Below are 25,931 nucleotides of genomic sequence, written 5' to 3' on the forward strand. Positions count from 1 at the left end.
TGCTAGTGATCGAAATAGCTGCAATCTATAATGATCAAAGCCAATCACCAGAGAGAGAGTATAATGAATAAGAGTCCTGATCCAATTGATGTACATGTTGGGCAACGCGTCCGTGCGCGTCGCAAAATGTTGGGTTTGTCACAAACTCAATTGGGGAACGAATTGGGTGTAACCTTCCAGCAAGTGCAGAAGTATGAGCGCGGCACCAACCGCATCGGTTCCAGTCGTCTTTTTAGAATGTCTACAACCCTTGATGTACCTGTGGCCTACTTCTTTGAAGGAGCGGAAACCAAACTACCAGGGTACAATGCGGCCATCGAAGGCATGGACGAAGATGCGTTCGAGCGCCAGGAAACGCAAGAGCTTGTCGAAGCCTATTACCGTATCGCTGATCCGCGTATTCGCAAGAAAGTGCTCGGCCTCGCCCGTCTGCTGGCTAGCGGCGTGGATGAGTACGGTATGTAACTAACTCTCTGCTCGAGACTCTTAATCAAAAAGCGCGGTAATTGGGGGCCGCGCTTTTTTTATTGTGATGGGATATAAGCTACCAGGGCTGCGCCCTTAGGCCTTCTTTTTGTGCTTCCTGCGTTCCCGCCGAGCAAGATAGATCAGCCCCGGTGCCAAAAGCAGGGCGCCAAGCGGTTCTGGCACGGAAACCACCCGGATTACCGCCGTATCCAAGCTGGTGAGGATGAAATCACCAGGCAGGAACAAGCGTCCGCCGGAAATCAGGTTCACGAATTCGCCGCTACCGAGCAAGCTACCGTCGTAGCGCACACGCAGTGTCACCTGGTAATTACCCGTGGCGTCAAAGCTTGTGCCATCGCCTGTTTGAATGAGCAAATTGGCGCCTGTTCCAAGCTCCTGGCCATTAAGTAGCCATACCAATTCGAACTCTGATGTATCGGTCAGATTACAGAGAGCCTCTGCTTCAAATGTGGAGGCGCAACCATCCAACTGGAAGTCCTCACCAAGAAGTACGGTGTCATATGTGCCAGCCTCTGCGGCCAGTTTTGGCTCAGGTGTCGGCTCAGGTGTCGGCTCGGGCGTTGGCTCAGGTTCTGGTTCCGGCTCCGGGGTTGGCTCAGGTTCTGGCTCCGGCTCTGGCGTTGGTTCTGGCGTCGGCTCGGGCTCGGGCTCCGGTTCTGGCGTCGGCTCCGGGGTTGGCTCGGGCGTTGGCTCGGGAGTTGGCTCTGGTGTTGGTTCGGGCGTTGGCTCCGGGGTCGGTTCTGGTATTGGTTCCGGCGTCGTTGGGCCGCCAATATCAGGAGTGCCATCATCTGGCTGTGGCGTTGGCGTTTCCGGTGTATCGTTCGGGTCTTCCGACGGGGTAGGCTCAGGTGCCGGGTCAGGCTCAGAGGCCGGCTCTGGCGTGCTCTCCGTGTTGGACGTTGATGGCTGTGGCGTGACCGCAGCTGCTTCCTGTGAAGGCAGGCCAGCAGATGCGTCGGCAAATGCCGCGCCGGGATCAATGATAGGCGTGTCTATCTCCAGGACGCTTTCGACCGTGATATTCTGGCCGGCAGCAGGCGCAATCCGCTCGATGAACTCGGCGACTTCTTCCGCCAGTTCTTCCTCAATCTCGTCGGAAGGTTCTGGATAGATGATAACGGCGGTAATATATGTGTCCTGGCCACCGAGCTGGCGGAAATTGATCTTGAGCGTGCCATCAACCACTTCAACACGGGTAACAAGCATATGACCCGTTGCTGAACCACCGCCTCCAACGCCTTCGAACTGCATGAAGGGCTGCGTGGCATCAAGTGAAAGGCCTGAAAGACTGCTGATGCTGGCCAAGCTGACAGGACCACCGCCCAGCGTCAGATCATCGCCGAAGGACGTCTGAACCAGACGGCCGCTAGCACTGGCTTGCACTGTATAGTCCTGAGTATCGAACTGGGAATTATCGCTGGTTGTTGCGTTGGCACCAGTGCCATCTGTCGGTGCCGAAAGCCGGTCCGGCCCATTGGTGCCCAGCTTCATGACCGGGACCAGGTCGTCAGTTGCCCGGGTGTCCACCATGTTGACCTTGCCGCCGTTACGCTTGACGTCTACGCCAAAAGGATAAAGCGGGGACTGGCCGTTAGGGCGGGGCGCTGTAAGGATAACAACGCGGTAGCGGCCGTTGGGAACGTTATTGGCGACAAACTGTTCCACATTGCGAACACCGTTCGACAGAATGGAAGGTCCCGTGTTAGCTGCTTCATCGCTCATCTGGTCGCCGATAAGCATCTTGCTTTCGGAGCTGACCCGTACAAACTTTTCATACGGTGTACTGCCCGAAGGCCCGAGATCCCAGCCCATGGCGCCTTCTGTCAATTTGAAGTTTTCATCCAGCACAAAGGGCGCCATGAAGGCGGTCCAGTGGGTGCGGGCACCAGCCTCAATAATCAGGTTTGCGGCATCTGAAATGGTTGCGAGATCATAATCACCTGCCGCTTCTTCGATTTTCGTCAGCAGCGCGTCCATCCGTGCTTTGAGGGCATCTGAATCGCCCATCGCCTGGTTCAGGTAGGACTGAACCACCTGAAAGCCCCATTCATCAACGGCAAGGGCGCCTTCAACTGCTTCATCCAATGTAACAGTCGGGAAGGTTTCGATCCGCGCTTCTACGGGAGACCGGATCAGGTCAGCGCTTCTGGTGCCAGTAAGGTAGAAGTCTGCAGCCTGGTCGTCCGTATCACGAACAGGTGCTGTGTCAGGGGTACCGGAAACGACACTTCTCAGTGCCGGGCGGACAACCTTCAGCCGCCTGATACCTGGGATTTCCACCGGCGGCGGCGTTGTCATCACATATGTTGCAGGGGGAGGTAGCAGCCGGTCGCCGATTACCGGCGGCAACGTGTCATCAAGAATGCTCAATTCTTCTTCCTGCTGCCAGGCACCATATAATAGTGTGCCCGTTGCGACCGCTGTACCGGTCAGCAGGGTCGAGACAATCAGCGACTTATTGCTTTTCAGCATCCATGGTTCCTCAACAACAAAAGTCTTTTGTTCAAATTTAACTTAATACACCATAATCACGTTTAACAAACGCATTTTGGTGGTATTCCTTGCTTTCTTCATTGGTTGCGGGCTAATCACTGGCCCATAACAGCACTCAATTGACCTCCAATTTATACTATGGATCATAAAAACATGTTAACTGGTCACCCCTTTGACGATCTTCGAGCTATTGCAGGCCAACTGCCAGAGCCCGATAATTGCGCTGCCAAGAAGGTCCGTGAAGCCCTTGAAAACAAGCCGCTGGATAGCGCCAGTGGTCTGGCGGGCTTAGCGAGTTGGATGGCGAGGTGGCAGGGAACAGCTGAGCCGACGATTGCTGAAAGCCACATCTGTGTGTTGGCTTCAAGCTACGAAGGGCATGATCCGTCGGCAGTGACCGGCTATATTGACGCGACCTCAAAGGGCGCTGCCGCGGTCAACCTGTTATGTGTCGACAAAGGCATAGGTCTGCGCGCCATCCAAATGGCGCCTGAAATGCCGCATTCAAATCAAACGGAATGGCCAGAACCCGATTGCATGGCGGCGGTCGCATTTGGCATGGAAGCAACTGCGGCTGGCGGCCATATACTGGGATTGACCGATATGGCGCCCGGAAATGCGGCGCGCGCGCTGGCGATTGTGATGGCGATCAAAGGCATAACAACGGACGATCCATTGCTTGAACTGGCTGACAGTGAAGTTGCGGCCGGGGCAAGGGCCCTGCTGGAAGATGGTATCGGCGCTGCGGACGATCCGCTTGAAATCATGCGGCGGATCGGTGGGCGTGAGATTGCGGCTGCAATTGGAGCACTGGTCGCTGCCAGAAGCCGTCGGTTGGCTGTACTGTCAGACGGCTGGGCGGCAATTGCAGCGACAGCAGTTCTTGAAGCAGTTACAGAAGGCGCGACAGAGCATGCTGTCCCTGCATCTGCAGATGATGCATTGCAGGAGGCGGTATGGGCCCGTCTTGGCAAGAAGCCAATCCTAGGCGTGCCTGTAGGTGGTGGGCCGGGATGCGGTATTGCAATGGCAGTGTCAGTCCTTGGTGCGGCTTCTGCAATGCTTGGCCTGCGGGATCAGCCTAAATAGCCTTATCTATGCCACAGAAGCAGCGTGAAACGGCACCCCAGGCTTGGCCGGGAAGTTATTGAATAGGAACAATAACTTGCATTTTCGTTTGTATTGCCTAGGCTTCGCACGAGGTGGGGAATTGTAAAGCGGCAGGGCGTATCAAAGATGGTTCGGATCTTTCGGCACTATGTATCGCCAATAAAGCTTGGCCTGGCGGCTATCGATTTTCTATTGATTTTAGGTGCGTCTATTGGCGCAGAATGGCTTCGTTATTGGTCGCTGGATCTTACCGGAGCCATGGACCTGGGGCTGGTGGGCTGGGCCGCAAAGGGCCTGCTGCCAACAGTAAGCCTTCCGGTTCTTATCGGTGTGGGAGTTTACCAATCTGAATCCCTCACAGATTTCCGCGTATTTTGGGTTCGATTGGCGGTAGGATTGCTGATTGGCGCTCTGGTTGCTGCGGCAGTTCTTTTTCTTGTGCCTACATTGCCTCTATGGCGTTCAATCATGGTGTTGGCCATTGTGTTGTCGAGCACCTTTCTGATGATCGCTCGCGGCATCTTCATGGCCTTTGGTAGCCCAGACTTTCTGGGAAGGCGCGTCTTAATACTGGGGGCGGGTAAAACGGCCCAGGATTTGATGCAATATACTGAAAGGGCGCGTGAAGCCGGCATCAACATCGTTCGTACAGTTGCGCTCCCCAATGAGCAGATATTGGTGCAAAATGCGGTGAAGCTGGAAGACATTTCCATGCTTGATGAATTCGCTAAAGACAATCATATCGAAATGATAATCGTGACGCAGGACGGTGCAAGTGCTGAACTTCCCTTGGAAGCGCTTATTGCCTGTAAGTTGGCAGGCATTGAAGTGAAAGATAGGCTTACGTGTTACGAACAAATTCGCGGCTATGTTGATGTCAGTTCAGTGAGCGCGGAGTGGATCATTTTTTCCGATGGATTCCAGGGCGCAACGGCGCTTGAAAGTGCCGGCAAAAGGATACTGGACCTGACAGTTAGTCTGCTCTTTGGGCTTCTTGTGAGCCCTTTGTTGATTGCTGCCGCTATTGCGATCAAGCTAACTAGCCGAGGGCCTGTTTTCTATCTGCAGGAAAGAGCCGGGTTGAATGGTAAGACCTTCCGGTTGGTGAAGCTGCGCAGTATGCGCGTTGATGCCGAAACACAAAGTGGGCCGCAGTGGGCAGAAGAAAAAGATCCGCGGATCACGCCAATTGGTGCTTTTCTGAGGCAATCCAGGTTGGATGAAATGCCGCAACTGTGGAATGTCTTCAAAGGTGATATGAGCTTTGTTGGCCCCCGTCCGGAAAGACCTTTTTTCGTGGACCAGCTTGAACAACAGATACCGTTTTTTAGGGAAAGGCACTGTGTCAAGCCCGGTATGACGGGCTGGGCGCAAATTCGCTACCCGTATGGGGCTTCAGTTGAGGATGCAAAGCGCAAACTTGAATACGACCTTTATTATATCAAAAACTATTCTTTGTTTCTGGACTTGTTGATTATCATCCAGACCGTAAGGGTAGTTCTTTTTCCAGCTGGGGTAAGGTAAGAGGTATGCAGCCAGGCAGCACAGTTTCAGTCCAACTTAAGGCAGCTGGGAAACGGTTGAGGGAAGGGGTTGCGGCCTTCGCCTTAATGGCGATTGCCGGGACAAGTGGTGTTGTGGCCCAATCTGGCAAGGAAGATGTCCGGGTCCTTATCGATTCAGGAGATTTTGAGGCCGCAATCCGACGCATTGAGCAGATCCAACAGGGCGGTCAGGCCGATAGCGAGCTCTATATCCTACTCTCTCGCGCTTATATCCAGACTGGTGCCGGGATTGCAGCCGAGGCAGCAATCGAACGTGCACGCCGCCTTGGGGCAGACTATGCCCAAACGGCTGTGTTGTTTGCCAAAACGAAGCTGCTGCAGGGCAAGTTTTCCGACGCTATTGGTGCATTGCGCGGTGTCAACATTCCATCAGTTCAACGTGCAGACTCATATGTTGTGCTAGGGGATGCAAACTTTGCGCTCAGAAAGTATGACGAAGCGCACAAAAACTATGAATTGGCACGTGCGGCTGATGATAGTAATTTCCAGGCCTATCTAGGGCTCTCGCGCCTGGGTCTTCAAAACGGGCGTCTGGACCAGGCGGCAGATTATGCGCAGAAAGCTGCCGTGCTAGCACCGGACAATACCATGGTCCGCTATACTGAGGGGCTGATTGCCCGGTATCAAGGCAACATAGCTGCGGCGGAAGAGTATTTTCTCGAAGCGCAGAAACTATTTCCCGGCAATATTCTGGCCAACATAGAATTGGCGGCGATGCGTATCGACCAAGGCAGGATTGAGGACGCGCAGACGTATCTGGACGCTATATATGCTGCAGCGCCCAAGCATCCAATGGCGCTATATCTATCGGGCACAATCCTCGCTCGCCAAGGCCGATATGAAGAAGCGAATACACTTTTGAATTCGGCACGGGTTGTTACCGAAAATTACTTGCCGGCGATCTATATTCGAGGTCTTGTAGCCTACGAGCTGGGCAACCTAAGCCAGGCAGAAGAGCTGCTGCAAAAGGTTGTCAGTGCTCGGCCTGCTAGCTTACCTGCTCGGTTGACACTGGCATCGGCCTACCTGAAACAAGAACAACCCCAGGCGGCGCTCAACACACTGAGGCCCGCATTGGAAGCCAGGCCTGATGATCCAAATATTCTGGCAATTGCGGCTGCAGCCACCATGCGTTTGGGCGACATTGAGAATGGAAAAATTCTCTACGAGGCCTTGGCCGCTAAAACGGGTGGGGAGGCCGGGCTTAACGATATCGATCTGATTGCCAAGTTGGCGCTGGCAAAGTTCGTTGCTGGCCAGACGGGGGATGCCTTGTCGACGCTGGCTCAGGCGGTTCAGAACCAGCAGGCGAACCTGCGCAGCCTGGCCATTCTTGCGGGGATGCAAATTCGCGAGGATGATCTTGATGCCGCTGAGAAGACGATTGCGAGCATGTTGGCCTTCGCACCGGATCGTGGCCTTGGGTATAACCTTAAAGGGTCGCTTGAATTCAAGCGTGGTCAGTATGCAGCGGCTGCGCGGTCTTTTGAGGCTGCCTATTCCCGAAATCCTGAATATTACACGGCGCTCAGGAACAAGGCGCTGTCGCAAATTCAACTTGGTCAGTTTGGCAATGCAGAAAAGGACCTGAAACGGCTCCTTGAAGTTACTCCCAATGACGCCAGGGCTAAAGCGATGCTGGGACGTACGCTGCTGCGGCAAAACAAGCCCGCAGAGGCTGTGGAATATTTTAGCGCCGCTGTCAGGGCGATCCCTAATTCTGTGGATGTATGGGCTGATTATTCGGAAGCTCTTGGTGGTGCCGGCAAGACTGCAGATGCGATCTCTCAGGCCAAGGATACAGCGGTCATGGCTGCAGACCGGCCAGACTTGCTGCGCCGCATGGGAGAGCTTTTGCTGCAACTGGGTGAGGCTCGGCTGGCGATACGGCCCTTGTCACGATATGTTGCCTATTATCCCGAAAGTGGCGAAGCTCATTTGCTGCAAGGCCGGGCGATGCTTGCAATAAAGCTTTATACAGGATCGAAAACCGCATTCCGACGAGCCTCGCAGGCTAGAGAGAGCAAGCCAGACGAAGGGGTGTTGGACTGGTATATATTTGCCGCGGACGCGCTTTCAGAACGATTTGACGAGGCGATGGCGCGCCGGAGTGGCCTGAAGCCGGGCAAGAGGCCCGCAGATGTTTCCGCCGGCGTTGTTGGAGATTTGTTATTGCGGTCAGGGCGGCCAGAGGAGGCTGTCGAGGCCTATAGAGCAGCCATGACGACCGCGAATAGTAGTGATCTCTATCTGGGCCTCGCCCGTAGCTATGAGCAATTGGGCGACAAGGCTGCAGCGATTGCAACTTTGGAAGGTTTCATAAGCAAAACGCCCGTTAGCAGGGATGCGCGGCTCATGTTGGGTGGGTTATATGTCAGCCAGGGCCGAACTGGCGCAGCCATCAAGCAATATGAATCCATTCTGCGCAATGGTGTAGCCGATGCTCATGTCGCTGCGGTTCTTGCTCTGGCCTATATGGAAGACGGTAACAGCAAAAGCGTCCCATTGATTGAGCGAGCATACCTTATCCGACCGGAAGACCCCTTCATCCTGGATGCCTATGGTTGGATTCTTCTGCAGGCGACCCGCGATACATCCAAATCGATACCTGCGCTTGAGCAGGCGACGCGGAGGGCGCCCGCAGAGGCTCTGTATCGTTACCATTTGGGTATGGCCTACCTTGCAAGGGGTCGCCGAAACGATGCTGAAGCCGCTTTCGAGGGTGCACTGCAGCTTGACCCCGACTTCAGTCAGGCCGCGGATGCCAGGCGTCAGCTTGAACTTTTGCGTTAAACATTGGAACTTGGTTGTAAGAAATTGAAAATAATTACTTTTTCAAGTTTGTTCCCCAATGCGGAACAGCCAAGTTTTGGTGTGTTTGTCGAGAACCGCCTAAGGCATCTTCTGCGGGACACAGATATCGAAGCTCAGGTGATTGCTCCGGTTCCCTGGTTTCCTTTCCGTCATCGCATGTTCGGACGCTATGGTGCTGTCGCCTGTGTGCCGGCCCATGAAAAGCGTCACGGTGTCAATGTGTTTCACCCACGGTTTCTGGTCCTACCCAAGATAGGGATGAGACTGACGCCTCGGTTTCTCGCACGTGCTGCTGCGAAGCAGTTAAGGGCGCTTCAGCAAACAGGGTTCGATCCAGACCTGATTGACGCCCATTATCTATATCCGGACGGTGTCGCTGCGGCCATGCTGGGCCGCGAGTTTGGTAAGCCTGTGGTCATGACGGCGCGGGGCAGTGACGTCACGGAGATTGGCAGAAGTCAGCCTTTTCGAACCAGGATATTAAGAGCCGCTAGCCAATGCAGCCATATCATCACTGTCAGCAACAGTTTGAAGGAAGAATTGACTGAGATTGGTGTTACCACCCCCATGACAACGCTGCGAAACGGTGTCGATGCAGAACGCTTTAATATTCTTCCAGGTACTCCTAACAAACCCAGGGGGCGTGACGACTTTCATATTGTTTTCGCTGGCTGGCTGATCCGTCGCAAGCGCGCAGACCTGGTGATCAAGGTGGCGGATCTATTACCTGGAGCGCGAGTTACCTTGGTGGGAGATGGCCCCGAACGTCCTGCACTTGAGGCGTTGGTGCAGTCGTTGGGATTGGACGACCGTGTCACATTCCTCGGGCAACAGGCACCGGAAAGGATGCCGGAGCATCTTGGTGGCGCTGATGTCCTGATGTTACCGTCTGAGCGCGAAGGCTGGGCAAATGTATTGCTTGAAGCTATGGCCTGCGGTACGCCGGTTGTCTCGAATGCGGTCGCGGGGGCGCTTGACCTGGTCACCGTACCGGAAGCTGGGCGGTTGGTTTGCGGTCAGAGCGCAGAAGCATACGCTGATGCAGTCATGGACCTTATCGCAAATCATCCAGGGCGCGACGCGGTTCGGCGCTATGCCCAACAGTTTGGCTGGCGAGAAATCTCCATGGGACAAAAGGCGATTTTTGAGGCGGTGGTAGAAGAATTTTCAGGAAGGTAGTCTTTCGGTGGGTAAGGGTAACAGCATTCTGGTAACTGGTGGAGCTGGCTATATTGGCGGTCAAACCGTTCTGGCGCTTCTTGATCAGGGTTTTGAGGTATGTGTGCTTGATGATTTATCGACAGGCCATCGCAATGACTTTCTCGCGCGAACGCATTTCTATGAAGGGCGGGTGCATGACCAAGCACTGGTGAAAAACGTGTTGGTGCGGCATGGCATTCGTAGCGTTCTACATTTTGCAGGTTCAATTAAAGTTGATGAATCTGTCTCCAACCCTTTGAAATACTATGAGAATAACACAGAAGGTAGTCGGGCCCTGATTGAGGCCTGTATGGCCGGGGGCGTGGAAAATTTCATCTTTTCATCGACAGCTGCTGTATACGGAACAACACCGGGCCGCCCGGTATCGGAAAAGGATACGACGTTTCCACTCAATCCATATGGTTGGTCCAAACTATTCACGGAGCGGTTGCTGGAAGACGTCGCGGCGACAGGGGCACTTAAATATGGGATTTTCCGCTACTTCAACGTGGCGGGGGCCGACCCAGATATGCGGCACGGCCAATATCAGGAAAAGCCCGTGCATTTGATTGGGCGAGCCATTGATGCTCTTTTGGGCGGGGCGCCGCCGCTGACGGTCTTCGGCAAAGCATTGGCTACGCCCGACGGCACGGGAGTGAGAGACTATATCCATGTAACCGATGTCGCTGATGCCCATGTCGCCCTGTTGGCCTACCTGGAAGAAGGCGGTGAAAGCCGGCGACTGAACCTGGGCTATGGCAAGGGGTATAGCGTGCTTGAGGTTGTCACGGCGTTGAGCGAGATAGCCGGACGGGACGTGCCTTGTGAATTTGGGGCCGCGCGCGCTGGTGAAGCACCTTGTGTCGTCGCAAACGTCGCGGCCTTGCGAGGGGTGCTGAATTGGCAGCCAAAGCATGATACGCTGGGTCAAATATTAAGGCACTCTCTTGATTGGCAAGAAGCGCTGGCAGCCAAAAGGTAAGGGTAAGGCTCTGGAAACGCTATATTTTATAGGATTTTGCTTCTTTGCTGCTTGGCTTGTCTATTGGATGGTCAAGAATGATGACTATGACGACTTTGCCGGCGATGAAGACAATAGCAAGTTCAATGTGAGTCAAAATAAAGAGGAAAGAGACCGCTAAACCATTAGATATCGCTGGTTTCTTACAACCTAAGTCTTTAATAAAGCGCTTGATTTATTTGGAATCTGCTTGGCATATTGCCCAGATAGTGCTGAATGCACGGTAAATGATATGAATTGAGGAAAGAAGGGCTTGTGACAGCGGCATTGAAATTGTGGGCTAGGCTTTTTGTGCTGATAGCTGGAGCCAGCCTGTTAAGTGGTTGTTATTTCTTCAATTGGCCAGACAGGCTACCTCCTGCACCCTTCGTGCCGCCCGATGAAGGGCCGGGGCCGAACTATGTGATCGGGCCAGGCGACGGACTGAGTGTCCATGTTTGGCGAAGCCCAGAGCTTTCTGTGATTGTAACCGTTCGCCCGGATGGACGCCTGACCATGCCGCTCGTGGAAGATCTGCCTGCGACGGGCAAGACACCAAGCCAGTTGGCGAGGGATATTGAAGAGCAGCTTGGCGTATACATCACTCAGCCGATCGTGACCGTTGTTGTTCAGAACTTCTTCGGTCCTTTCTCGCAGCAAGTGCGCGTGGTGGGCGAGGCGGCAAGCCCGCAGGCTATTCCCTACCGCGCCAACATGACGCTTCTGGACGTCATGATCCAGGTTGGCGGTCTGACGGAATTTGCGGCGGGCGACCGCGCAACGCTTGTTCGTTTCGAGAATGGCGAGCAAAAGGAATATGGGCTTAAGATTGAATCGTTGCTCAAGGACGGTGAAATTGACGCAAACGTCAAGATTTTGCCGGGTGACGTACTGATTATCCCTGAGAGCATTCTGTAGTATACTGTTGGCTGCAGGACATAAATTGTTGGTATCGGAGTAAGGCGAATGGCTGTTCAGCAGTCCAGTTTACATGATATATATCAACAGGTTAAAGCCATTGCATACGGTATTTGGCGGAAGCGTTGGTATATGCTTGGAACGACCTGGTTGGTCAGCCTGTTGGGCTGGGCGCTAGTAGCCACGATGCCTTACAAGTATGAAGCGTCAGCTCAGATATTCGTTGATACTGAGACTATTTTGCCAACTATCGCGCGGGAGATGGGCATCAACGTTGACTTGATGCGCAAGGTGGAGATTGTCCGCAGGACTGTTGTAACCCGCGCCAATCTGGAAAAGATCATCCGGCGCTCGGATTATCTCGATCAGTTGGCTCGCACGGATAAAGACCTTGATGCACTAGTCGGCCAGTTGACACGCGATATTCGCATCTTCTCGCTTGATGAAGGCATGTTCCGCATTCATTATTCGATCGATGATGACAGGCTTAGTGACCGTCAGCGGGCAGAGGTGGCGAAACGAGTAGTCGCGAACCTTTTGGCGTTCTTCCTCGAACGGAATACCGAAGACGGACGCCAGAAATCCGATAGCGCAATCGAATTTATCGACCAGAAAATTCAGGAATACGCCCAGAAGCTATCGGATGCGGAAACCTCAGTCGCCAAGTTCCAACAGGATAATATTGAGTATCTAGGGTCTGCGGGCAGCTTTATTCAGCGACTGGACAGCGCCAAAGCAGACCTTCGCAAAACCACAAGCCTGATTGCCGAAGCGCAGGTAACGCACGACACCCTTGAGCAACAAATCAAGAACGTTCCTGCAACAATTCGGGAAGCCCGCTCTAGCAGGAGTGGCTCCAGAGGCGGGGACCAGGATCCTCTTCAGGAACGCATTGCCGACCTTGAGAAGAAGCTGGATCAGCTAAGGGTTCTTGGCCTCAAAGACCGCCACCCAGACGTTGTCAATGTGACGCGTCAGATTGATGCACTCAAAAGAGAGTTGCAGGACAAGCAGGATGCCCTGGCTGCGGAACTGCAGGGGTCGGCAGATGCTGGCCGTAATTCAAACCTGACAACGGAAACACCGAACCGCCTGTATGAGCAACTGATGCTGCAGATCATCCAAACCAGGACAGAGCTGCAGACGCTCAAGCAGCGCGAAAGCGACCAACGCAGGACGGTTGCTGAGATGGAAGAGAAGGCAAAGCGGGTACCGGAAATCGAAGCGCAGGAAAGTAAGCTGAAGCGCGACTATATTTCTTTGCGTCAGCAGTATAACGAGTTTGTACAGCAGAAGCAGGATCTGGATCTTCGTGCTGATGTCGAGGCAACTGATGAAGCCATGTCACTCCGTGTTGTTGAAGAACCCATCACACCGCAAAGTCCAAGCGGACCGCCGCGCCTGATATTCTTTGCCGGCGTTTTTGTTGGATCGCTGATTGCGGGCATCGGTGTGGCACTGGTGCTGTCCCAGTTGCGCCCGGTTGTGATTACTGTTGATCAGTTACGGGCACATTTCGACCTGCCCATTTTGGGCAATGTGACCAAATCCATGTCCGAGGACGAAAACCGTCGCCGTAGTATCGATCTGCTGTCCTTCGCGGGCGGGGTTATGCTGTTGATGATAATCTTTGTATCCCTGCTTGCGTTCGATATTTTCGGCGCGCCGACGGTAGGATAAGGGTGAGTGTTGCGTAATGGATCTTATTGAGCGGGCAGCGCAAAAAGAAAAGAAAAAGAAAGAGGGCAGTGGTTCTCTGGTAGAACGTGCTGCTGAACGTGCTGCTTCAAAGCCATCCAAGGCGCAGGGGATTGGTATTGGTAGCCCCAATAAGCCAGAGCAGCAGTCTGATCCGTCATCACTAAACCCTGCAGCACAGCAGGAAGAGAAGCCCAAGCAGTTTCGCGGCATTGGCCAGCCAGGAAGCTCACGCTCGGAAGCTAAAGATTCTGCCCCTGAACCGAAGAAGGGTGTGGGGGGTATTGGGTCGCCAGAAGCGCGGCGCAGCACAGCAGATCGTCTGGCTGATAAAATTGGTGACAGGCCGCTTCCGGTGCAGCCACCGAGCCCGGCAGAACCGCCTAGGTCCGGCGAGCTGGACATTCCACCCCCACCCAAGCCAGAACAAGTGGGTAAGGCCCGCAGGGCAGGGTCTAGTAAGCGCAAGGACCAGGAAATTGACCTGATGGCGCTTAGAGAAGCCGGCTATATTACGCCAGACATGCCGCCAAACCTGATGTCTGAAGAGTTCAGGATCATCAAACGCTCGATCCTGTTGAATGCGTTCGGTAAGGAACGTCGGGTTAACAACGGCAATGTGGTACTGGTTACCAGCTCAAATCCTGGTGAGGGCAAGTCTTTTTGCGCGATTAATCTGGCGCTGTCAGTAGCAACTGAGCAGGATACGACAGTGCTTTTGATTGACGCCGACTTCTCAAAGCCCGAGGTCCTGAACCGCCTGGGGGTCAGTGGTGGCCGGGGCTTGATGGACGTGGTTGCCGACGACGAAATTGAAATTGGTGACTGCCTGATCAGGACCAATATCCCGAACCTTGTTCTTTTGCCTGCCGGTCGCCAACATAATCTTACGACCGAGCTCCTTGCCAGTGAACGGATGGAAAAGATCGTGAGTGAGATTGGTTCGCGCTATCCAGACCGACTGGTCATTTTTGACTCGCCGCCCGTGCTCGCCAGCTCTGCTGCTTCTGTACTGGCGCTCTATATGGGCCAGACAATCTTTGTCATTGAGGCAGAGAAAACGACAGAGCCGCAGATCAAGGAAAGCTTGAGCATGATCAGTGCCTGCGAGCATATCAATCTGCTCCTTAACAAGACCCGTTACAGCGGTAGCAACAAGAAATTTGCATCATATTACGGTTACGGCGGGCGATAGGGGAAACGCTAGGTGGGGGCTGTCTCCAGCAACATCCAATCAGTCAGGCGCTTGTCGCTGGGTGCCTTGGCGCTTGGCCTGGGGGGCGAGCTGCAGGCAGCCTATGCGCAGCATGTCTGGTTTGACCCGAGGGTAGAATCCAAACTGGCCTATTCCGACAATTCGCTCCTGACAGAAGCGAACAGGCAATCTGACCTGGTGCTAAATTTTGCGCCTGGCCTGAACACCAGGATTGAAGGCCGTAAACTGCGTGGTGCGCTGGACTATTCGTACGATTACCTGCGCTTCATGTCTGATGGGTCCACCGAAGGCCGCCACAATCTTTTTGGCACCTTTGATATGGATGTTTGGGAAGATCATCTGACTGTCAATAGCCGGGCCAGTCTGCGACAGGTATTCTTGGACCGCGGCGGTAGCCTGTCGAAAAGTATTGCGAATAAAAGTAGTAACCGGCGATTGGTGCAGAGTTACACGGGCAGTGCAATCCTCAAAGGGACGATCAGGAACTATGCAGACTGGCGGGTCAGCTACCGATATGGGCTGACGCTGAGTCCGGCTGACAACCTTGATGATGAAACCATTACGTCCAATTTTTCGGATACGCAGACCCATGAAATAAGAGCGTCCTTGGGCTCAGGTCAACGGTTCAACAATCTGGAATGGCGGCTCTTTGCGACCAGTCAACGCAGTCAACGGAGCTTGGAAGTTAATGACTTTACGTCAGAAACTGCTGGCGGTGAACTCAATCTGAAATTCAGCCGGCATTTTGCGCTTCTTGGCTCGCTTGGCTACGCCAGCAACGGTCTGCAGTCATCGGCGCTTGCCGCTGATGGCATTTCGTGGGAGACGGGATTTCGCCTGACGCCCGGCAGTAAGCTTGACCTGACCATGAAATGGGGCAAGGAGGGCAACCGTACCAAATGGTATGGGCGGTTGCAGCATTTCTTCTCGGTCCGGCTGGATTTGGCAGCAACCTATACCGACACAATTACGTCGAACGCGATTGTCCTGAATGACAATCTGCAGTCTCTGCAGTTTGACCCGTCAAGGGGCATTATTGACTCACAAGGCTTACCAGTTGACGAGACAGACCCCAGCTTTTCGTTATCGGATGTTGATTTCCGTCGCCGGAACGTCAATGCGGTACTAACCTGGCGACACAAGCGTTCGCAGCTTTATGTGAACGGGAATATGGAGTGGCGCACCTTTGACGATAGTTCCGGGACTGCCGCTTCTTGGGGGCTTTCCACCGGGTTCAAGCGAAGTATAAATAAAAACACTGATTTATCTGGAACAATAAGCTATCGTCGCAGTAGATTTGAGGACGGAGTTCGGGTAGATAATTACATTGTGGGGAGCTTGGATTGGTCAAAGCGTCTGTCTAAGTATTTTACTCTTGCAGTAAATGCTAGCCACAGTCAGCGACAGTCGAACGAGCAAGGCTCGGATTTGATGGAAAATGCTTTGACCCTGTATCTAAGAGGGACGTTTTAAGGCGGTATGTACGAAAGTTTTTATAATTTGCAGGGACGGCCGTTTCAGCTGACGCCGGATCCTCGATTTTATTTCAGTTCGCGCACGCACAAGAAGGCGATGGCTTACCTTACCTATGGTTTGAACCAGGGGGAGGGTTTTATCATCGTTACCGGCGATATCGGTACTGGTAAAACGACCTTGGTGCGTCACCTGTTTGAAACGCTTGATCGCAACGAGTTCATCGCTGCGATGATCGTGAGTACCCAGCTTAGTGCGGAAGATCTACTGCGTAGCGTGGTTGCAGCTTTCGGGCTGGATGCCCAGGCGGAAGACAAGGGGCAGCTTTTGGCGCGCCTTGAAAAATACCTGAGGGAACAGTTCCAAATGGGCCGTCGTGCCCTTCTTGTTGTGGATGAAGCGCAAAACTTGTCGAATGCGGCGCTTGAAGAGATGCGCATGCTGTCCAACTTCCAGGAAGGCGACAAGGCATTGTTGCAAAGCTTCCTTGTGGGCCAGCCAGAGTTTCGCGAACGGATTTTTGCTGCCCCAGAGCTGGAGCAGTTGCGCCAACGTGTGATCGCGACCCACCATCTTGAGCCGATGGAAGAAGAGGAGCTCGCGGGCTATATCGAGCACCGCCTGCGCCTTGTGGGATGGGACAATGACCCTTGCTTCACAGCTGACGCTGTTGAAGCGATTTACCAGCATAGCGCTGGTGTGCCGCGTCGCCTGAATACCCTTTGTTCGCGGATACTCCTGTATGGTGCGCTTGAGGAAATTCATACGGTTGACGCTGAAACCGTTGATGCAGTGATTGCGGATATGGCCAGCGATACGCGCCAGGTAACACCGACCTCCTCGGCGATCCAGCGGCCGATGGCGGCGCCCGTTAACTTGCAAAATGATCCGTCGTTACCTCTTGAGAAGTCCAGTGGTGGTAGCTCTGGTAAATCTTCGTCTGCCAAGTCTAAGGATAAGGACAGCGGCAATGACAAAGAAAAAGATGAGATGCAGAACCGCATCAACCAGCTTGAGAATATGATGAAGTCGCAGGACGAAACCCTCAAGCAATTGACCAATTTGATGGCTCAGCTTGCCGGTGGCGGTGCAAAGGATGACAAGTAGGGACGCATCAATCCTTACGTCGATTGAGCCTGTCGCGACCGGCACCAACTTTGGCGACCGATCTGCCTTCTCCGTGGACGTTGAAGAATGGTTTCAGGTGGGTGCGTTTGAAAACACACTTCACCGGGAAGACTGGCCCAGTCTTGAAAGCCGTGTTGAACGCCAAACGCACAAGGTGCTGGAGCTTCTGGACAGGCACCGGGTCAAGGGTACCTTCTTTTGTCTAGGCTGGGTGGTTGAGCGGCATCCGCTGTTGATCAAAGCCATTCACGACGCTGGGCACGAGGTTGCCTGCCACGGCAGGGATCACAAGCGCCTTTTTACCATGACCCGAGGTCAATTTCTTCAGGATGTGGCCGGCGCCAAGGCGCAGCTGGAAGACGCGACAGGTGTGGCGGTTAAAGGCTACCGAGCCCCCAGCTTTTCCCTGAGGCCAGATACCTGGTGGGCTTATGAATGCCTTGAGGAGCTCGGGTTTCACTATAGTTCTAGCATTTATCCCATTCAGCATGACCATTATGGGATGCCGGAAGCGCCGCGGCGACCCTTCTGGCCCATTGGGGCCGGGCGAATACTCGAGGTGCCGATGAGCGTCTACCGTCTGGGTCGGGCGTGGCCGGCTTCGGGTGGCGGATATTTTCGCCTTTTACCATACATGTTAGGGAAGGGGCTGTTCAGCTTGAGCGTCCGACAATCGGGTTTGCCGGGTGTTTTCTATATGCATCCGTGGGAAATGGACCCGGGCCAGCCTTATGTCGAGAATGCTCCATGGCTCTCCCGCTTCAGGCATTATACTAATCAGGCCCGAATGGCCAAAAAAGTTGGCCGCTTGTGCGATAGCCGAAAATGGGCCCGCATGGACGAAATATATGGCGGTATGTTTGCCCAAGCTGGCCAGGCAGGTAATCCATGACAGTGCGCGTGCGGCATCTTGATGCAGCTTCTTGCGCTGCCTGGGATGCTTTTGTGGCGCAGCACCCTGATGGGACCTTCTGTCACCGTGCCGGTTGGAAAAAGGTCATTGAAGCTGGAGCAGGGCATGAAAGCCCATTCCTTGTTGCTGAACAGGATGGATCGCTTGTTGGGGTGTTGCCGCTAACGCTCAGGCGCAGTTTGTTGTTTGGAAAACAAGCCAGCTCCACAATGTTTGGCGTGTATGGTGGCCCACTCGCAGGGAGCGATGAAGCCTATGACGCGCTTGATGAAGCAGCTTGGAACCTTGCTCGTGATGCCGGCTGCGACACGCTGGAATACCGCACTATTCGGCCACGCCATCAGGCCACAGAGGGATGGCAAACTGTGCCGGGGAAAGCCGCAACCTTCATTCGCGATCTGGCGTCGGGAGATGAGCAGGATATCTTGTTGCAGATCCCGCGAAAGCAGCGCGCCGTTGTTAGGAAATCACTTAAACAAAATATCGTAAATGATTGGAATGCGGGCATAGATGAATTTTACCAGTTTTATGCCTATTCAGTGCATGGACTGGGGACGCCGGTATTTCCTAAGCGGCTTTTTACTGCCTTCAAAGCGGTCTTCGAGGATGACGTTCTGGTCCAGGTTATCCGTGATGCTGGTGGTAAAGGCGTGGCCAGCCTGATGAGCTTTCGCACGCGTGACACAGTGCTGCCTTTCTATGCAGGGGGCAGTGCGCAGGCCCGTAAGTTGGCCGCGCACGACTTTATGTATTTTGAGCTGATGAAACGAGCTCAGGCAGATGGGCTCTCAAAGTTTGACTTCGGTCGGAGCAAGATCGGTACCGGTCCCTTTAACTTCAAAAAGAACTGGGGGTTCGAGCCCACGCCACTGGAATATGAATACAGGCTGGCGCCGGGCGCCAACGTGTCAGATATGTCGCCGCAAAACCGAAAGTTCAGCCTGGTAATCGAGGCGTGGAAGCGGCTGCCGCTGGGTGTCGCAAATCTGATTGGCCCGCCGATCGCGAAGCATCTGGGATAGGGGGCAGGGATGGCACGAATACTTTTTCTGGCGCACCGCATTCCCTATCCGCCCAACAAGGGCGACAAGATCAGGTCATGGCACTTTCTGGACCATTTGCTGAAGAACCATGAGGTTTATCTGGGATTCTATGTCGATCAGCCTAAAGATCTGACGCATATTCCGTTTCTGCAGTCAAAGGTGAAAAGCCTGTGTTACCGTTGCGTTAGCCGCTTTTCGCAGATCGCAGGAATTCTGACTGGCATTCTGCGAGGCCGCTCCATGACGCTTTCGGCATATCCGAAGAATAAGCTGAAAGCTTATGTCGATGACCTGTTCGCACGAGATGAAATTGATCTGATCTTTCTGTTCTCTGCTGCCGTCGCGCCGTTGGTTGCCGACCGGCCGGCCCATATCCCCGTTGTCGCTGACCTCGTCGATGTGGACAGTGAGAAATGGGCGGCTTATGCCCAGAAGAGTTCCTGGCACCTTCGCTGGCTCTATGGACGGGAAGCTCGGTTATTGCTTCAATTCGAAACCGCGATTGCTGACACAGCTGCAGCAACGGTTTTTGTCAGCGACGCAGAAGCAGAACTATTCAGGGAGAAACTGGGGGGCGACAGCAAAGCACGCGCCAGCCACATCAACAACGGGGTGGACCTCAAGGCCTTTGATCCATCGCGGTTCAGTGCGCTAACCGTTTCCCCAAGAACGGTCATATTTACCGGTGCGATGGATTATCAACCGAACATCGAAGCCGCTGTCTGGTTCGTGTCTCATGTCTGGCCGATTGTGCGCCGCACCGTGCCGGACGCTGAGTTTGTGATTGCCGGTGCTCCGGTACACAGCCGGGTGAGGGCTCTTGCCGATAAGCCGCACGTCACAGTGTTGGGCTTTGTTGACGATATGGCAGAAACGATTGCCGGGGCGGGACTTGTTGTTGCGCCGCTGCTGACTGCCCGTGGCATTCAGAACAAGGTGATTGAAGGCATGGCCATGAGTAAGGCTGTGGTGGCAACCTCGGCTGCGAAGGAAGGCATTGATGCAGAACCAGGCAAGCATCTTGTCGTTGCCGACGGCGCCGGAGACTTTGCAGCTGCAGTTGTCGCCCAGTTGCAGAACCCAGCCGCAGCGGCCAAGCTCGGCCAGGCCGCGCGCCAACATATGGTTGAACATTATAGCTGGCCGAAAAGCTTGAGGCGCCTGGATGCGCTGATTGACCGGGTTATGCCCGAGGAGACGCAGTGATGCCGGTATCGAGCCGTTTGAATCTGAGCCTCCTTGGGGCAGGCCTGCTATTGCTGGTGCTGGCGTGGTTCGACACCTTGCGGCATATGGCAACTCTGGTGTGGACTGTGGATACCTTCAGCCATGGAATCTGGGTACCTGTTGTCAGCGTCTGGTTGATTTGGCGGGACCGCGCCCAGTTGGCAAATATACCAATCAGATTCTGGTGGCCGGGTTCGGTTGGACTGGCCTTTGTGTCTTGCCTCTGGCTCCTGGGAGGGGCAGCGGAAGCCAAGATTGTTCAGCATGTGGCGTTCATCGGCGCTATTCAGTTCCTTGTGGTGGCCTGTCTTGGGCGTGCCATTTACCGTGCCCTGTTGTTTCCGCTGTTGTTCCTGTTTGCCTTTGTGCCGTTTGGGGGGCAGTTGGTAGGGCCACTGCAGGTCTTCACCGCAAAGATAACCATCTGGGCACTGGATGTTACAGGTGTGGCGCACCAGTCGGATGGGGTATTGATCCGACTATCATCAGGGCTTTTCGAAGTGGCAGCCGCGTGCGCTGGGGTGAAGTTCCTGTTTTCAAGCTTGGTGACGGGCATTCTGTTGTGTCGGCTGGCGTTTCGCAGTTGGCGTCGGCGTGTGGTTATGCTAGTGGCGTCTGTGATTGTTCCAATATTTGCCAATGTGGCGCGGGTATATGGGACGCTCCTGATTTCAGAGGCGACAGACATCTCTTTTGCAAAGGACGTCGACCACATCGTTTATGGTTGGGGGTTCCTGAGCTTTGTCCTGATTATCCTCATAGCAGCGGCATATAAATTCTCAGACATTGACGATACACAGGCGGAAGAGGATCAAAGGCCTGTGTATGCGGTAGGTGAGCATAGCTCACAGAGACCAGCGTTTTTTGCAGTGATAGTCAGCCTGCTATTGGTGCTTTTCAGTGCCTGGTGGTTGCCTGCAGGCCCAGAAAAAGCGTTTACCTGTAACTTGGCTCGCTACAAGATTCCCCAATGTGATGGATGCGGTATTCGCGCACTTTCACCCGACGTTCAGGCAGGTTGGTTGGATGCGCCCTCGGCAGACCACTCCAGAGCCTGGATGTACCGCCTTGAAGCAGATACCGTTTTTGGTGTCACGGCACTGTACGCCCCGGACAGGGTAGGCCACCGTTTGGCGGCCTCAACCTCCATGGCGCCTGCGCCAACGTGGTCTCGGCTGAGTGGGCAGGATATAGAGGTCCAATCTGTGGGCGCTGCCGCATTCCAGGAAACAGTGATTTTCAGTAATGGCCGGAAGAGGCTGGTTTGGCAGACATTCTATGTAGACGGCCAGTTCTTCAGTTCACCGATCGGGGCGAAACTCGTGCTCGCTATTCTTCGCCTTAAGGGGCAGAACGCCGTTGGGCAAATGCTTGTGGCAGCGGCAGAATTTCCGTCGACAGGGGAATACCCCAGGGCTATTCTAACCAAGTTTTTTGAAACCTTCAGTCCTTCAACTCTTGTGTTCGATCTGGGCGCAACCGGCCAGGAAAAGAATGTATGTGTGGCATAACCGGAATTATCACGACTGCCCGGACCCGCATTGATCAGGCTGTATTGCGCCGGATGACGGAAAGTATCACGCACCGTGGGCCGGACGATGACGGATACTTCTGGGGCAATCAGGTTGCCTTTGGTCACTGCCGTCTGTCGATTATTGACGCAGCAGGCGGCCACCAACCGATGCTTAGTGCCGACGAAGGCGTTGTACTGACCTACAATGGTGAAATCTATAACTTCCAGTTTCTTCGCCGCGAACTGGAGGGATTGGGCCATACGTTCAAGACGGAATGCGACACGGAAGTCTTGCTGGAAGCCTACCTGGAATGGGGGCAAGATTGTGTCAGTCGCCTGCGGGGCATGTTTGCCTTTGCCATTTGGGATAACCGCAAGGGTGAACTGTTTCTGGCCCGTGACCGGCTTGGCATCAAGCCGCTTTATTATGCCAGCCTACCCGATGGGACATTCCTGTTCGCGTCAGAAATGAAGGCACTGATGAAGCACCCGGGCCTTCAACGCCGTTTGCGGTTGGATGCAGTGGAAGATTATCTGGCGCTCGGTTATGTGCCTGACCCAAAGTCGATCCTGACTGGCGTGGAAAAGCTTCCACCCGCCCATTGCCTGACCCTATCGAAAGACACCGGCCGGTTTGACCTCTACCGTTACTGGCAGCTTGATATGGCAACGCCTTCAGTGGTTGATGAGGACACGGACGAGCTGCTGGAACGCCTTGAGGAAGCTGTGAAACTGCGGATGATCGCCGATGTGCCTTTGGGGGCTTTCCTCTCCGGCGGTGTGGATTCGAGTATGGTCGTTGGCCTGATGAGCCGCAATAGCGACAAGCCTGTGGAAACCTGTTCTGTCGGATCAGATGTACCGGAGTTCGATGAAAGTGGATATGCGCAGAATGTGGCCGATCATTTTGGTGCTCACCATAGAATGCGGCTGATCTCTGCCCATGACGCCAGCTTGATCGATGTCATGCCGGATGTTTTTGACGAACCATTTGCCGATATGTCTGCTCTGCCGACCTACCGAGTGTGTGCTCTGGCGCGGGAAACAGTGAAGGTTGCGCTATCTGGTGACGGTGGAGATGAACTTTTCGGCGGTTATCGACGCTACCGCCTTCACATGATGGAAGAGCAGTTCCGTAACGCCATTCCTCATATGGTTCGGCGCGCAGTCTTTGGGCCTTTGTCCAAGGTGTATCCCAAGATGGATTGGGCGCCTCAGTTCTTGCGTGCGAAATCGACTCTTGAAGGGCTGGCACGAAATTCTGCACAAGCGTATTTCCAGTCGGTGGCCAAGACACCGGACCGGGACCGATTGCGCTTGCAGTCAGACCGGATGAAAAAGCAGCTGCAAGGCTATCACCCGCAAGAGCGTTTTGAAGAACTGGCAGGGCATATTCCGGGCGCACATCCGCTTTCGGTGGTGCAATATATTGATATCAACACCTATCTGCCTGGCGATATTCTGACCAAGGTAGACAGGGCAAGTATGGCTCACTCCCTGGAGGTAAGGGTACCACTGCTGGACCATAAATTCTTTGAATGGGGCGTAAGGCTTGGTCCTGAAAGCCGAATTGTCGATGGTGATGGCAAGGCCGCCTTCAAGAAGGCCGCACGCGGCTTTATTCCTGATCAGATTATCGACAGGCCCAAAAAGGGCTTCAATATTCCTGCGGGCCAGTGGATGCGCGAGGAATTGGCGCCAATTCTTGAAAGCCTATGTGAAAGCGAAATTCTGCTGGATTCAGGCCTTATTTCCAGAACTGGCCTCAGGGAGATGGTGGCAGAGCATCTAGCCTCGAAGCGAGACCATCATGCCTCGCTGTGGTGCGTCCTGATGCTGGACCGCAGTTTGGCCAAGCTGGACGCCAGTCCAGCCTGATCCTGCCAGGCGTCAATTGTAATTATCGAGCGAGTAGCCAGCAGAGCGTACCGTGCGGATATAATCCGGGGCGTCCTCTAGGTTGATGGCCTTGCGCAAGCGTCGAATGTGAACGTCAACCGTACGGGGCTCAACATACACATCATGGCCCCAGACACTGTCCAGCAGTTGTTCGCGGCTGAAGACCCGACGCGGGTTTTCCATAAAGTGCCGCAGAAGGCGATACTCAGTGGGCCCAAGCTGGATTGGCTTGCCACCACGTGTCACACGGTGCGAGACGCTATCAAGCTTGATATCCTCAAACGCCAGCTCGTGTCCGGCAAGGGCTGGGCGAAGGCGGCGCAGTACCGCCTGAATGCGGGCGATCAACTCTTTGGGTGAGAAAGGCTTGCAGATATAATCATCCGCGCCTGTCTCAAGCCCGCGGATACGGTCAGGTTCATCTGCGCGCGCCGTTAGCATGATGATTGGAATATTCTGGGTCTCAGCGTTCCGTCGAAGTTGACGGCAGATTTCGAGCCCTGAAAGGTTCGACAGCATCCAGTCCAGAAGGATCAGGTCAGGTGCTTCTTCGCTGGCGCGGTAAAGGCCGTCTTCACCATCGGCAACGGCATCGACTTTATAGTCAGCGCGCTCAAGATTATAGCGCACCAGCTCAGTGATGTTTTCGTCATCTTCGATCAGTAGAATACGTGTTTTCACAGGAATTTCCTTAGATTGCCCTGTTTATTGTTCACCTGTCATCAGCTCGGTGCTGGTCAGGTCATGTTTCGGTCGACGTGCCTCCTCAAGCATTACGCCCCGTAGGGTGTAAAAGACTTGCTCGGCGACATTTGTGGCCTGGTCACCAATGCGCTCAAGATTCTTGGCAATCATCAGGAAGTGCGTCAGGACACCTACCTTTTCGGGGGTCTCCATCATGCGGGCCAGAATGTGCCGGTATGCTGCATTGTGCAGGTTATCCAGTGCCTCATCCCGTTCCCAAACCTCCATCGCCAGGTCTGCGTCGCGGTGAACGTATGCGTCCATCACGTCCTGAACCATCTTCCGGGCGTCACGGGCCATTTGGTCGAGGATCGGAGGCAATGCCACTGGCCCCATTTCAGATATGGCCAGTGTCCGCTTGGCGATGTTTTTCGCATAATCGCCCATCCGTTCGATCAGGCCGGTCATTTTAAGGCTTGAAACCACTTCGCGAAGGTCATCAGCGACGGGCGCACGGCGGGCGAACACCACGATTGCTGCCTTCTCGGCGTCGATTTCAAGTTTGTCCAGCAGCTTGTCGGAGGCGCGAACCGCCGCAGCTTTTACGGCATCAAACTCGTTCAATGCTTCCATGGCGCCAACAAGTTGATCTTCAGCCAGACCACCCATGCGGCTGACGATCGCACGCAGGTCTCTCAGTTCATCGTCATAGGCTTTGACAGTATGATCCGTCATCTCAACACTCCTTAGCCGAAGCGGCCGGTAATATAGTCGCGCGTCCGCTCTTGCTTCGGCGCCGTGAAGATTTCTGTGGTATCGCCATGTTCAACCAGGTCCCCCATATGGAAGAAGGCTGTTTTCTGCGATACGCGTGCGGCCTGCTGCATGCTGTGGGTTACAATCGCAATCGCGTAACGGCCTTTTAGTTCATCAATCAGGGCCTCAACCTTGGCCGTTGCAATCGGATCAAGCGCAGAGCAGGGTTCATCCATCAGAATGACTTCCGGGTTCACGGCAATGGCACGTGCAATGCACAGGCGCTGCTGCTGGCCACCGGAAAGTGCGGTGCCGGGACTTTCAAGCCGGTCTTTCACTTCATTCCAGAGGCCTGCTTTTTCAAGTGCCGTAGAGACGATCTCGTCCAGATCGGTACGTGTCTGTGCTAACCCGTGAATGCGCGGGCCATAGGCGACATTGTCGTAAATGGACTTGGGGAAGGGGTTTGGTTTCTGGAAGACCATGCCCACTCGTGCACGCAACTGAACCACATCGATTCTGGAAGCATAGATGTCTTCACCATCAAGCGTGATCCTGCCTTCGACCCGACAGCTGGCCACCGTGTCGTTCATTCGGTTCAGACAGCGCAGGAAGGTGGACTTGCCACACCCCGAAGGCCCGATAAGTGCCGTCACCTCATCCTGGTGGAGGTCCAGCGTAATTCCTTTGACAGCGTGGTTTGTGCCGTAAAATACGTTCACATTCTCCGCCAGCATTTTTGGTTTGCGTGTTTCTGTCATGGTTTCCAACTCTGAGGCCATTTTATAC

21 protein-coding genes are annotated in these 25,931 nt (G+C 54.2%); 17 read left to right on the forward strand and 4 right to left on the reverse strand.

From position 1 onward, the window contains the following. Positions 1-63 precede the first annotated feature (63 nt). The gene (locus tag KORLAC_RS09425) at positions 64-465 is read left to right on the forward strand and encodes a helix-turn-helix domain-containing protein (RefSeq protein WP_068145015.1); all 402 of its coding nucleotides are present in this window, start codon (positions 64-66) and stop codon (positions 463-465) included. 96 nt (positions 466-561) lie between these two features. Here the strand turns inward: KORLAC_RS09425 and KORLAC_RS18995 are convergent, their stop codons facing one another. Next, positions 562-2,964, reverse strand: coding sequence for a hypothetical protein (locus KORLAC_RS18995; RefSeq protein WP_068305820.1), 2,403 nt, complete (start codon positions 2,962-2,964; stop codon positions 562-564). A gap of 174 nt (positions 2,965-3,138) precedes the next feature. On the opposite strand from KORLAC_RS18995, the gene KORLAC_RS09435 reads away from it, so the two are divergent. The 16 genes from KORLAC_RS09435 (at position 3,139) to KORLAC_RS09510 (ending at position 23,681) form a co-directional block, all read left to right on the forward strand. After that, a complete protein-coding gene (locus KORLAC_RS09435; RefSeq protein WP_068305822.1) occupies positions 3,139-4,074 on the forward strand; it encodes a nicotinate-nucleotide--dimethylbenzimidazole phosphoribosyltransferase in 936 nt (311 codons plus the stop codon). 147 nt (positions 4,075-4,221) lie between these two features. Next, a complete protein-coding gene (locus KORLAC_RS09440; protein ID WP_068305824.1) occupies positions 4,222-5,619 on the forward strand; it encodes a TIGR03013 family XrtA/PEP-CTERM system glycosyltransferase in 1,398 nt (465 codons plus the stop codon). A gap of 86 nt (positions 5,620-5,705) precedes the next feature. Next, positions 5,706-8,453: an XrtA/PEP-CTERM system TPR-repeat protein PrsT gene (prsT, locus tag KORLAC_RS09445; protein ID WP_206594909.1), complete on the forward strand. Its 2,748-nt coding sequence runs from the start codon at positions 5,706-5,708 to the stop codon at positions 8,451-8,453. 3 nt (positions 8,454-8,456) lie between these two features. Then, entirely contained in the window at positions 8,457-9,653 is a 1,197-nt protein-coding gene (locus KORLAC_RS09450) for a glycosyltransferase (protein ID WP_206594910.1), read from the forward strand. A gap of 7 nt (positions 9,654-9,660) precedes the next feature. Beyond that, on the forward strand, positions 9,661-10,656 hold the full coding sequence (gene galE / locus KORLAC_RS09455; protein WP_068305830.1) for a UDP-glucose 4-epimerase GalE: 996 nt from the start codon (positions 9,661-9,663) through the stop codon (positions 10,654-10,656). Next, positions 10,622-10,816, forward strand: a complete 195-nt coding sequence (locus KORLAC_RS09460; RefSeq protein ID WP_068305832.1) for a hypothetical protein — start codon at positions 10,622-10,624, stop codon at positions 10,814-10,816. The genes galE and KORLAC_RS09460 overlap by 35 nt, the downstream gene beginning before the upstream one ends. A gap of 146 nt (positions 10,817-10,962) precedes the next feature. Further along, positions 10,963-11,592: an XrtA/PEP-CTERM system exopolysaccharide export protein gene (locus KORLAC_RS09465; protein WP_068307098.1), complete on the forward strand. Its 630-nt coding sequence runs from the start codon at positions 10,963-10,965 to the stop codon at positions 11,590-11,592. A 48-nt stretch (positions 11,593-11,640) separates the two neighbouring features. Beyond that, the gene (locus KORLAC_RS09470; protein ID WP_074519309.1) at positions 11,641-13,272 is read left to right on the forward strand and encodes an XrtA system polysaccharide chain length determinant; all 1,632 of its coding nucleotides are present in this window, start codon (positions 11,641-11,643) and stop codon (positions 13,270-13,272) included. A 16-nt stretch (positions 13,273-13,288) separates the two neighbouring features. Further along, positions 13,289-14,485, forward strand: a complete 1,197-nt coding sequence (locus KORLAC_RS09475; protein WP_068305836.1) for an XrtA-associated tyrosine autokinase — start codon at positions 13,289-13,291, stop codon at positions 14,483-14,485. Between the two features lie 12 nt (positions 14,486-14,497). Continuing rightward, positions 14,498-15,979: a TIGR03016 family PEP-CTERM system-associated outer membrane protein gene (locus KORLAC_RS09480; protein ID WP_068305838.1), complete on the forward strand. Its 1,482-nt coding sequence runs from the start codon at positions 14,498-14,500 to the stop codon at positions 15,977-15,979. 6 nt (positions 15,980-15,985) lie between these two features. Continuing rightward, the gene (locus KORLAC_RS09485; RefSeq protein WP_068305840.1) at positions 15,986-17,086 is read left to right on the forward strand and encodes an XrtA/PEP-CTERM system-associated ATPase; all 1,101 of its coding nucleotides are present in this window, start codon (positions 15,986-15,988) and stop codon (positions 17,084-17,086) included. Next, complete coding sequence (locus tag KORLAC_RS09490) at positions 17,076-17,999, forward strand: XrtA system polysaccharide deacetylase (protein WP_082714599.1); 924 nt, start codon at positions 17,076-17,078, stop codon at positions 17,997-17,999. The genes KORLAC_RS09485 and KORLAC_RS09490 overlap by 11 nt, the downstream gene beginning before the upstream one ends. After that, positions 17,996-19,042 (forward strand): FemAB family XrtA/PEP-CTERM system-associated protein, encoded by a 1,047-nt coding sequence (locus tag KORLAC_RS09495; protein WP_068305842.1) that lies wholly within the window; start codon positions 17,996-17,998, stop codon positions 19,040-19,042. Before KORLAC_RS09490 ends, KORLAC_RS09495 begins: the two co-directional genes overlap by 4 nt. Before the next feature lie 9 nt (positions 19,043-19,051). Continuing rightward, entirely contained in the window at positions 19,052-20,269 is a 1,218-nt protein-coding gene (locus tag KORLAC_RS09500) for a TIGR03087 family PEP-CTERM/XrtA system glycosyltransferase (protein WP_068305844.1), read from the forward strand. Next, entirely contained in the window at positions 20,269-21,801 is a 1,533-nt protein-coding gene (gene xrtA, locus KORLAC_RS09505) for an exosortase A (protein ID WP_068305846.1), read from the forward strand. Before KORLAC_RS09500 ends, xrtA begins: the two co-directional genes overlap by 1 nt. Continuing rightward, entirely contained in the window at positions 21,789-23,681 is a 1,893-nt protein-coding gene (locus KORLAC_RS09510; RefSeq protein ID WP_068305847.1) for an XrtA/PEP-CTERM system amidotransferase, read from the forward strand. Before xrtA ends, KORLAC_RS09510 begins: the two co-directional genes overlap by 13 nt. Positions 23,682-23,693: 12 nt before the next feature. Here KORLAC_RS09510 and phoB read toward each other — a convergent pair whose 3' ends face one another. Genes phoB through pstB form a run of 3 tightly spaced genes read right to left on the reverse strand, consistent with a single transcriptional unit; the run spans position 23,694 to position 25,903 of the window. Beyond that, on the reverse strand, positions 23,694-24,383 hold the full coding sequence (gene phoB / locus KORLAC_RS09515; RefSeq protein WP_068305849.1) for a phosphate regulon transcriptional regulator PhoB: 690 nt from the start codon (positions 24,381-24,383) through the stop codon (positions 23,694-23,696). A 24-nt stretch (positions 24,384-24,407) separates the two neighbouring features. After that, entirely contained in the window at positions 24,408-25,121 is a 714-nt protein-coding gene (gene phoU / locus KORLAC_RS09520) for a phosphate signaling complex protein PhoU (protein WP_068305851.1), read from the reverse strand. Between the two features lie 11 nt (positions 25,122-25,132). Continuing rightward, positions 25,133-25,903 (reverse strand): phosphate ABC transporter ATP-binding protein PstB, encoded by a 771-nt coding sequence (pstB, locus tag KORLAC_RS09525; RefSeq protein WP_068307100.1) that lies wholly within the window; start codon positions 25,901-25,903, stop codon positions 25,133-25,135. Positions 25,904-25,931 lie beyond the last annotated feature (28 nt).

The organism is Kordiimonas lacus, from assembly GCF_001550055.1.
GTDB classification, from domain to species: Bacteria; Pseudomonadota; Alphaproteobacteria; order Sphingomonadales; family Kordiimonadaceae; genus Kordiimonas; species Kordiimonas lacus.

Bases quoted from the DNA above. Each gene is read 5' to 3' on its own strand.
- KORLAC_RS09425 (WP_068145015.1), top strand. From the start codon at position 64: ATGAATAAGAGTCCTGATCCAATTGATGTACATGTTGGGCAACGCGTC.
- KORLAC_RS18995 (WP_068305820.1), bottom strand. From the start codon at position 2,964: ATGCTGAAAAGCAATAAGTCGCTGATTGTCTCGACCCTGCTGACCGGT.
- KORLAC_RS09435 (WP_068305822.1), top strand. From the start codon at position 3,139: ATGTTAACTGGTCACCCCTTTGACGATCTTCGAGCTATTGCAGGCCAA.
- KORLAC_RS09440 (WP_068305824.1), top strand. From the start codon at position 4,222: ATGGTTCGGATCTTTCGGCACTATGTATCGCCAATAAAGCTTGGCCTG.
- prsT (WP_206594909.1), top strand. From the start codon at position 5,706: ATGGCGATTGCCGGGACAAGTGGTGTTGTGGCCCAATCTGGCAAGGAA.
- KORLAC_RS09470 (WP_074519309.1), top strand. From the start codon at position 11,641: ATGGCTGTTCAGCAGTCCAGTTTACATGATATATATCAACAGGTTAAA.
- KORLAC_RS09475 (WP_068305836.1), top strand. From the start codon at position 13,289: ATGGATCTTATTGAGCGGGCAGCGCAAAAAGAAAAGAAAAAGAAAGAG.
- KORLAC_RS09485 (WP_068305840.1), top strand. From the start codon at position 15,986: ATGTACGAAAGTTTTTATAATTTGCAGGGACGGCCGTTTCAGCTGACG.
- KORLAC_RS09490 (WP_082714599.1), top strand. From the start codon at position 17,076: ATGACAAGTAGGGACGCATCAATCCTTACGTCGATTGAGCCTGTCGCG.
- KORLAC_RS09495 (WP_068305842.1), top strand. From the start codon at position 17,996: ATGACAGTGCGCGTGCGGCATCTTGATGCAGCTTCTTGCGCTGCCTGG.
- KORLAC_RS09500 (WP_068305844.1), top strand. From the start codon at position 19,052: ATGGCACGAATACTTTTTCTGGCGCACCGCATTCCCTATCCGCCCAAC.
- xrtA (WP_068305846.1), top strand. From the start codon at position 20,269: ATGCCGGTATCGAGCCGTTTGAATCTGAGCCTCCTTGGGGCAGGCCTG.
- KORLAC_RS09510 (WP_068305847.1), top strand. From the start codon at position 21,789: ATGTGTGGCATAACCGGAATTATCACGACTGCCCGGACCCGCATTGAT.
- phoU (WP_068305851.1), bottom strand. From the start codon at position 25,121: ATGACGGATCATACTGTCAAAGCCTATGACGATGAACTGAGAGACCTG.
- pstB (WP_068307100.1), bottom strand. From the start codon at position 25,903: ATGACAGAAACACGCAAACCAAAAATGCTGGCGGAGAATGTGAACGTA.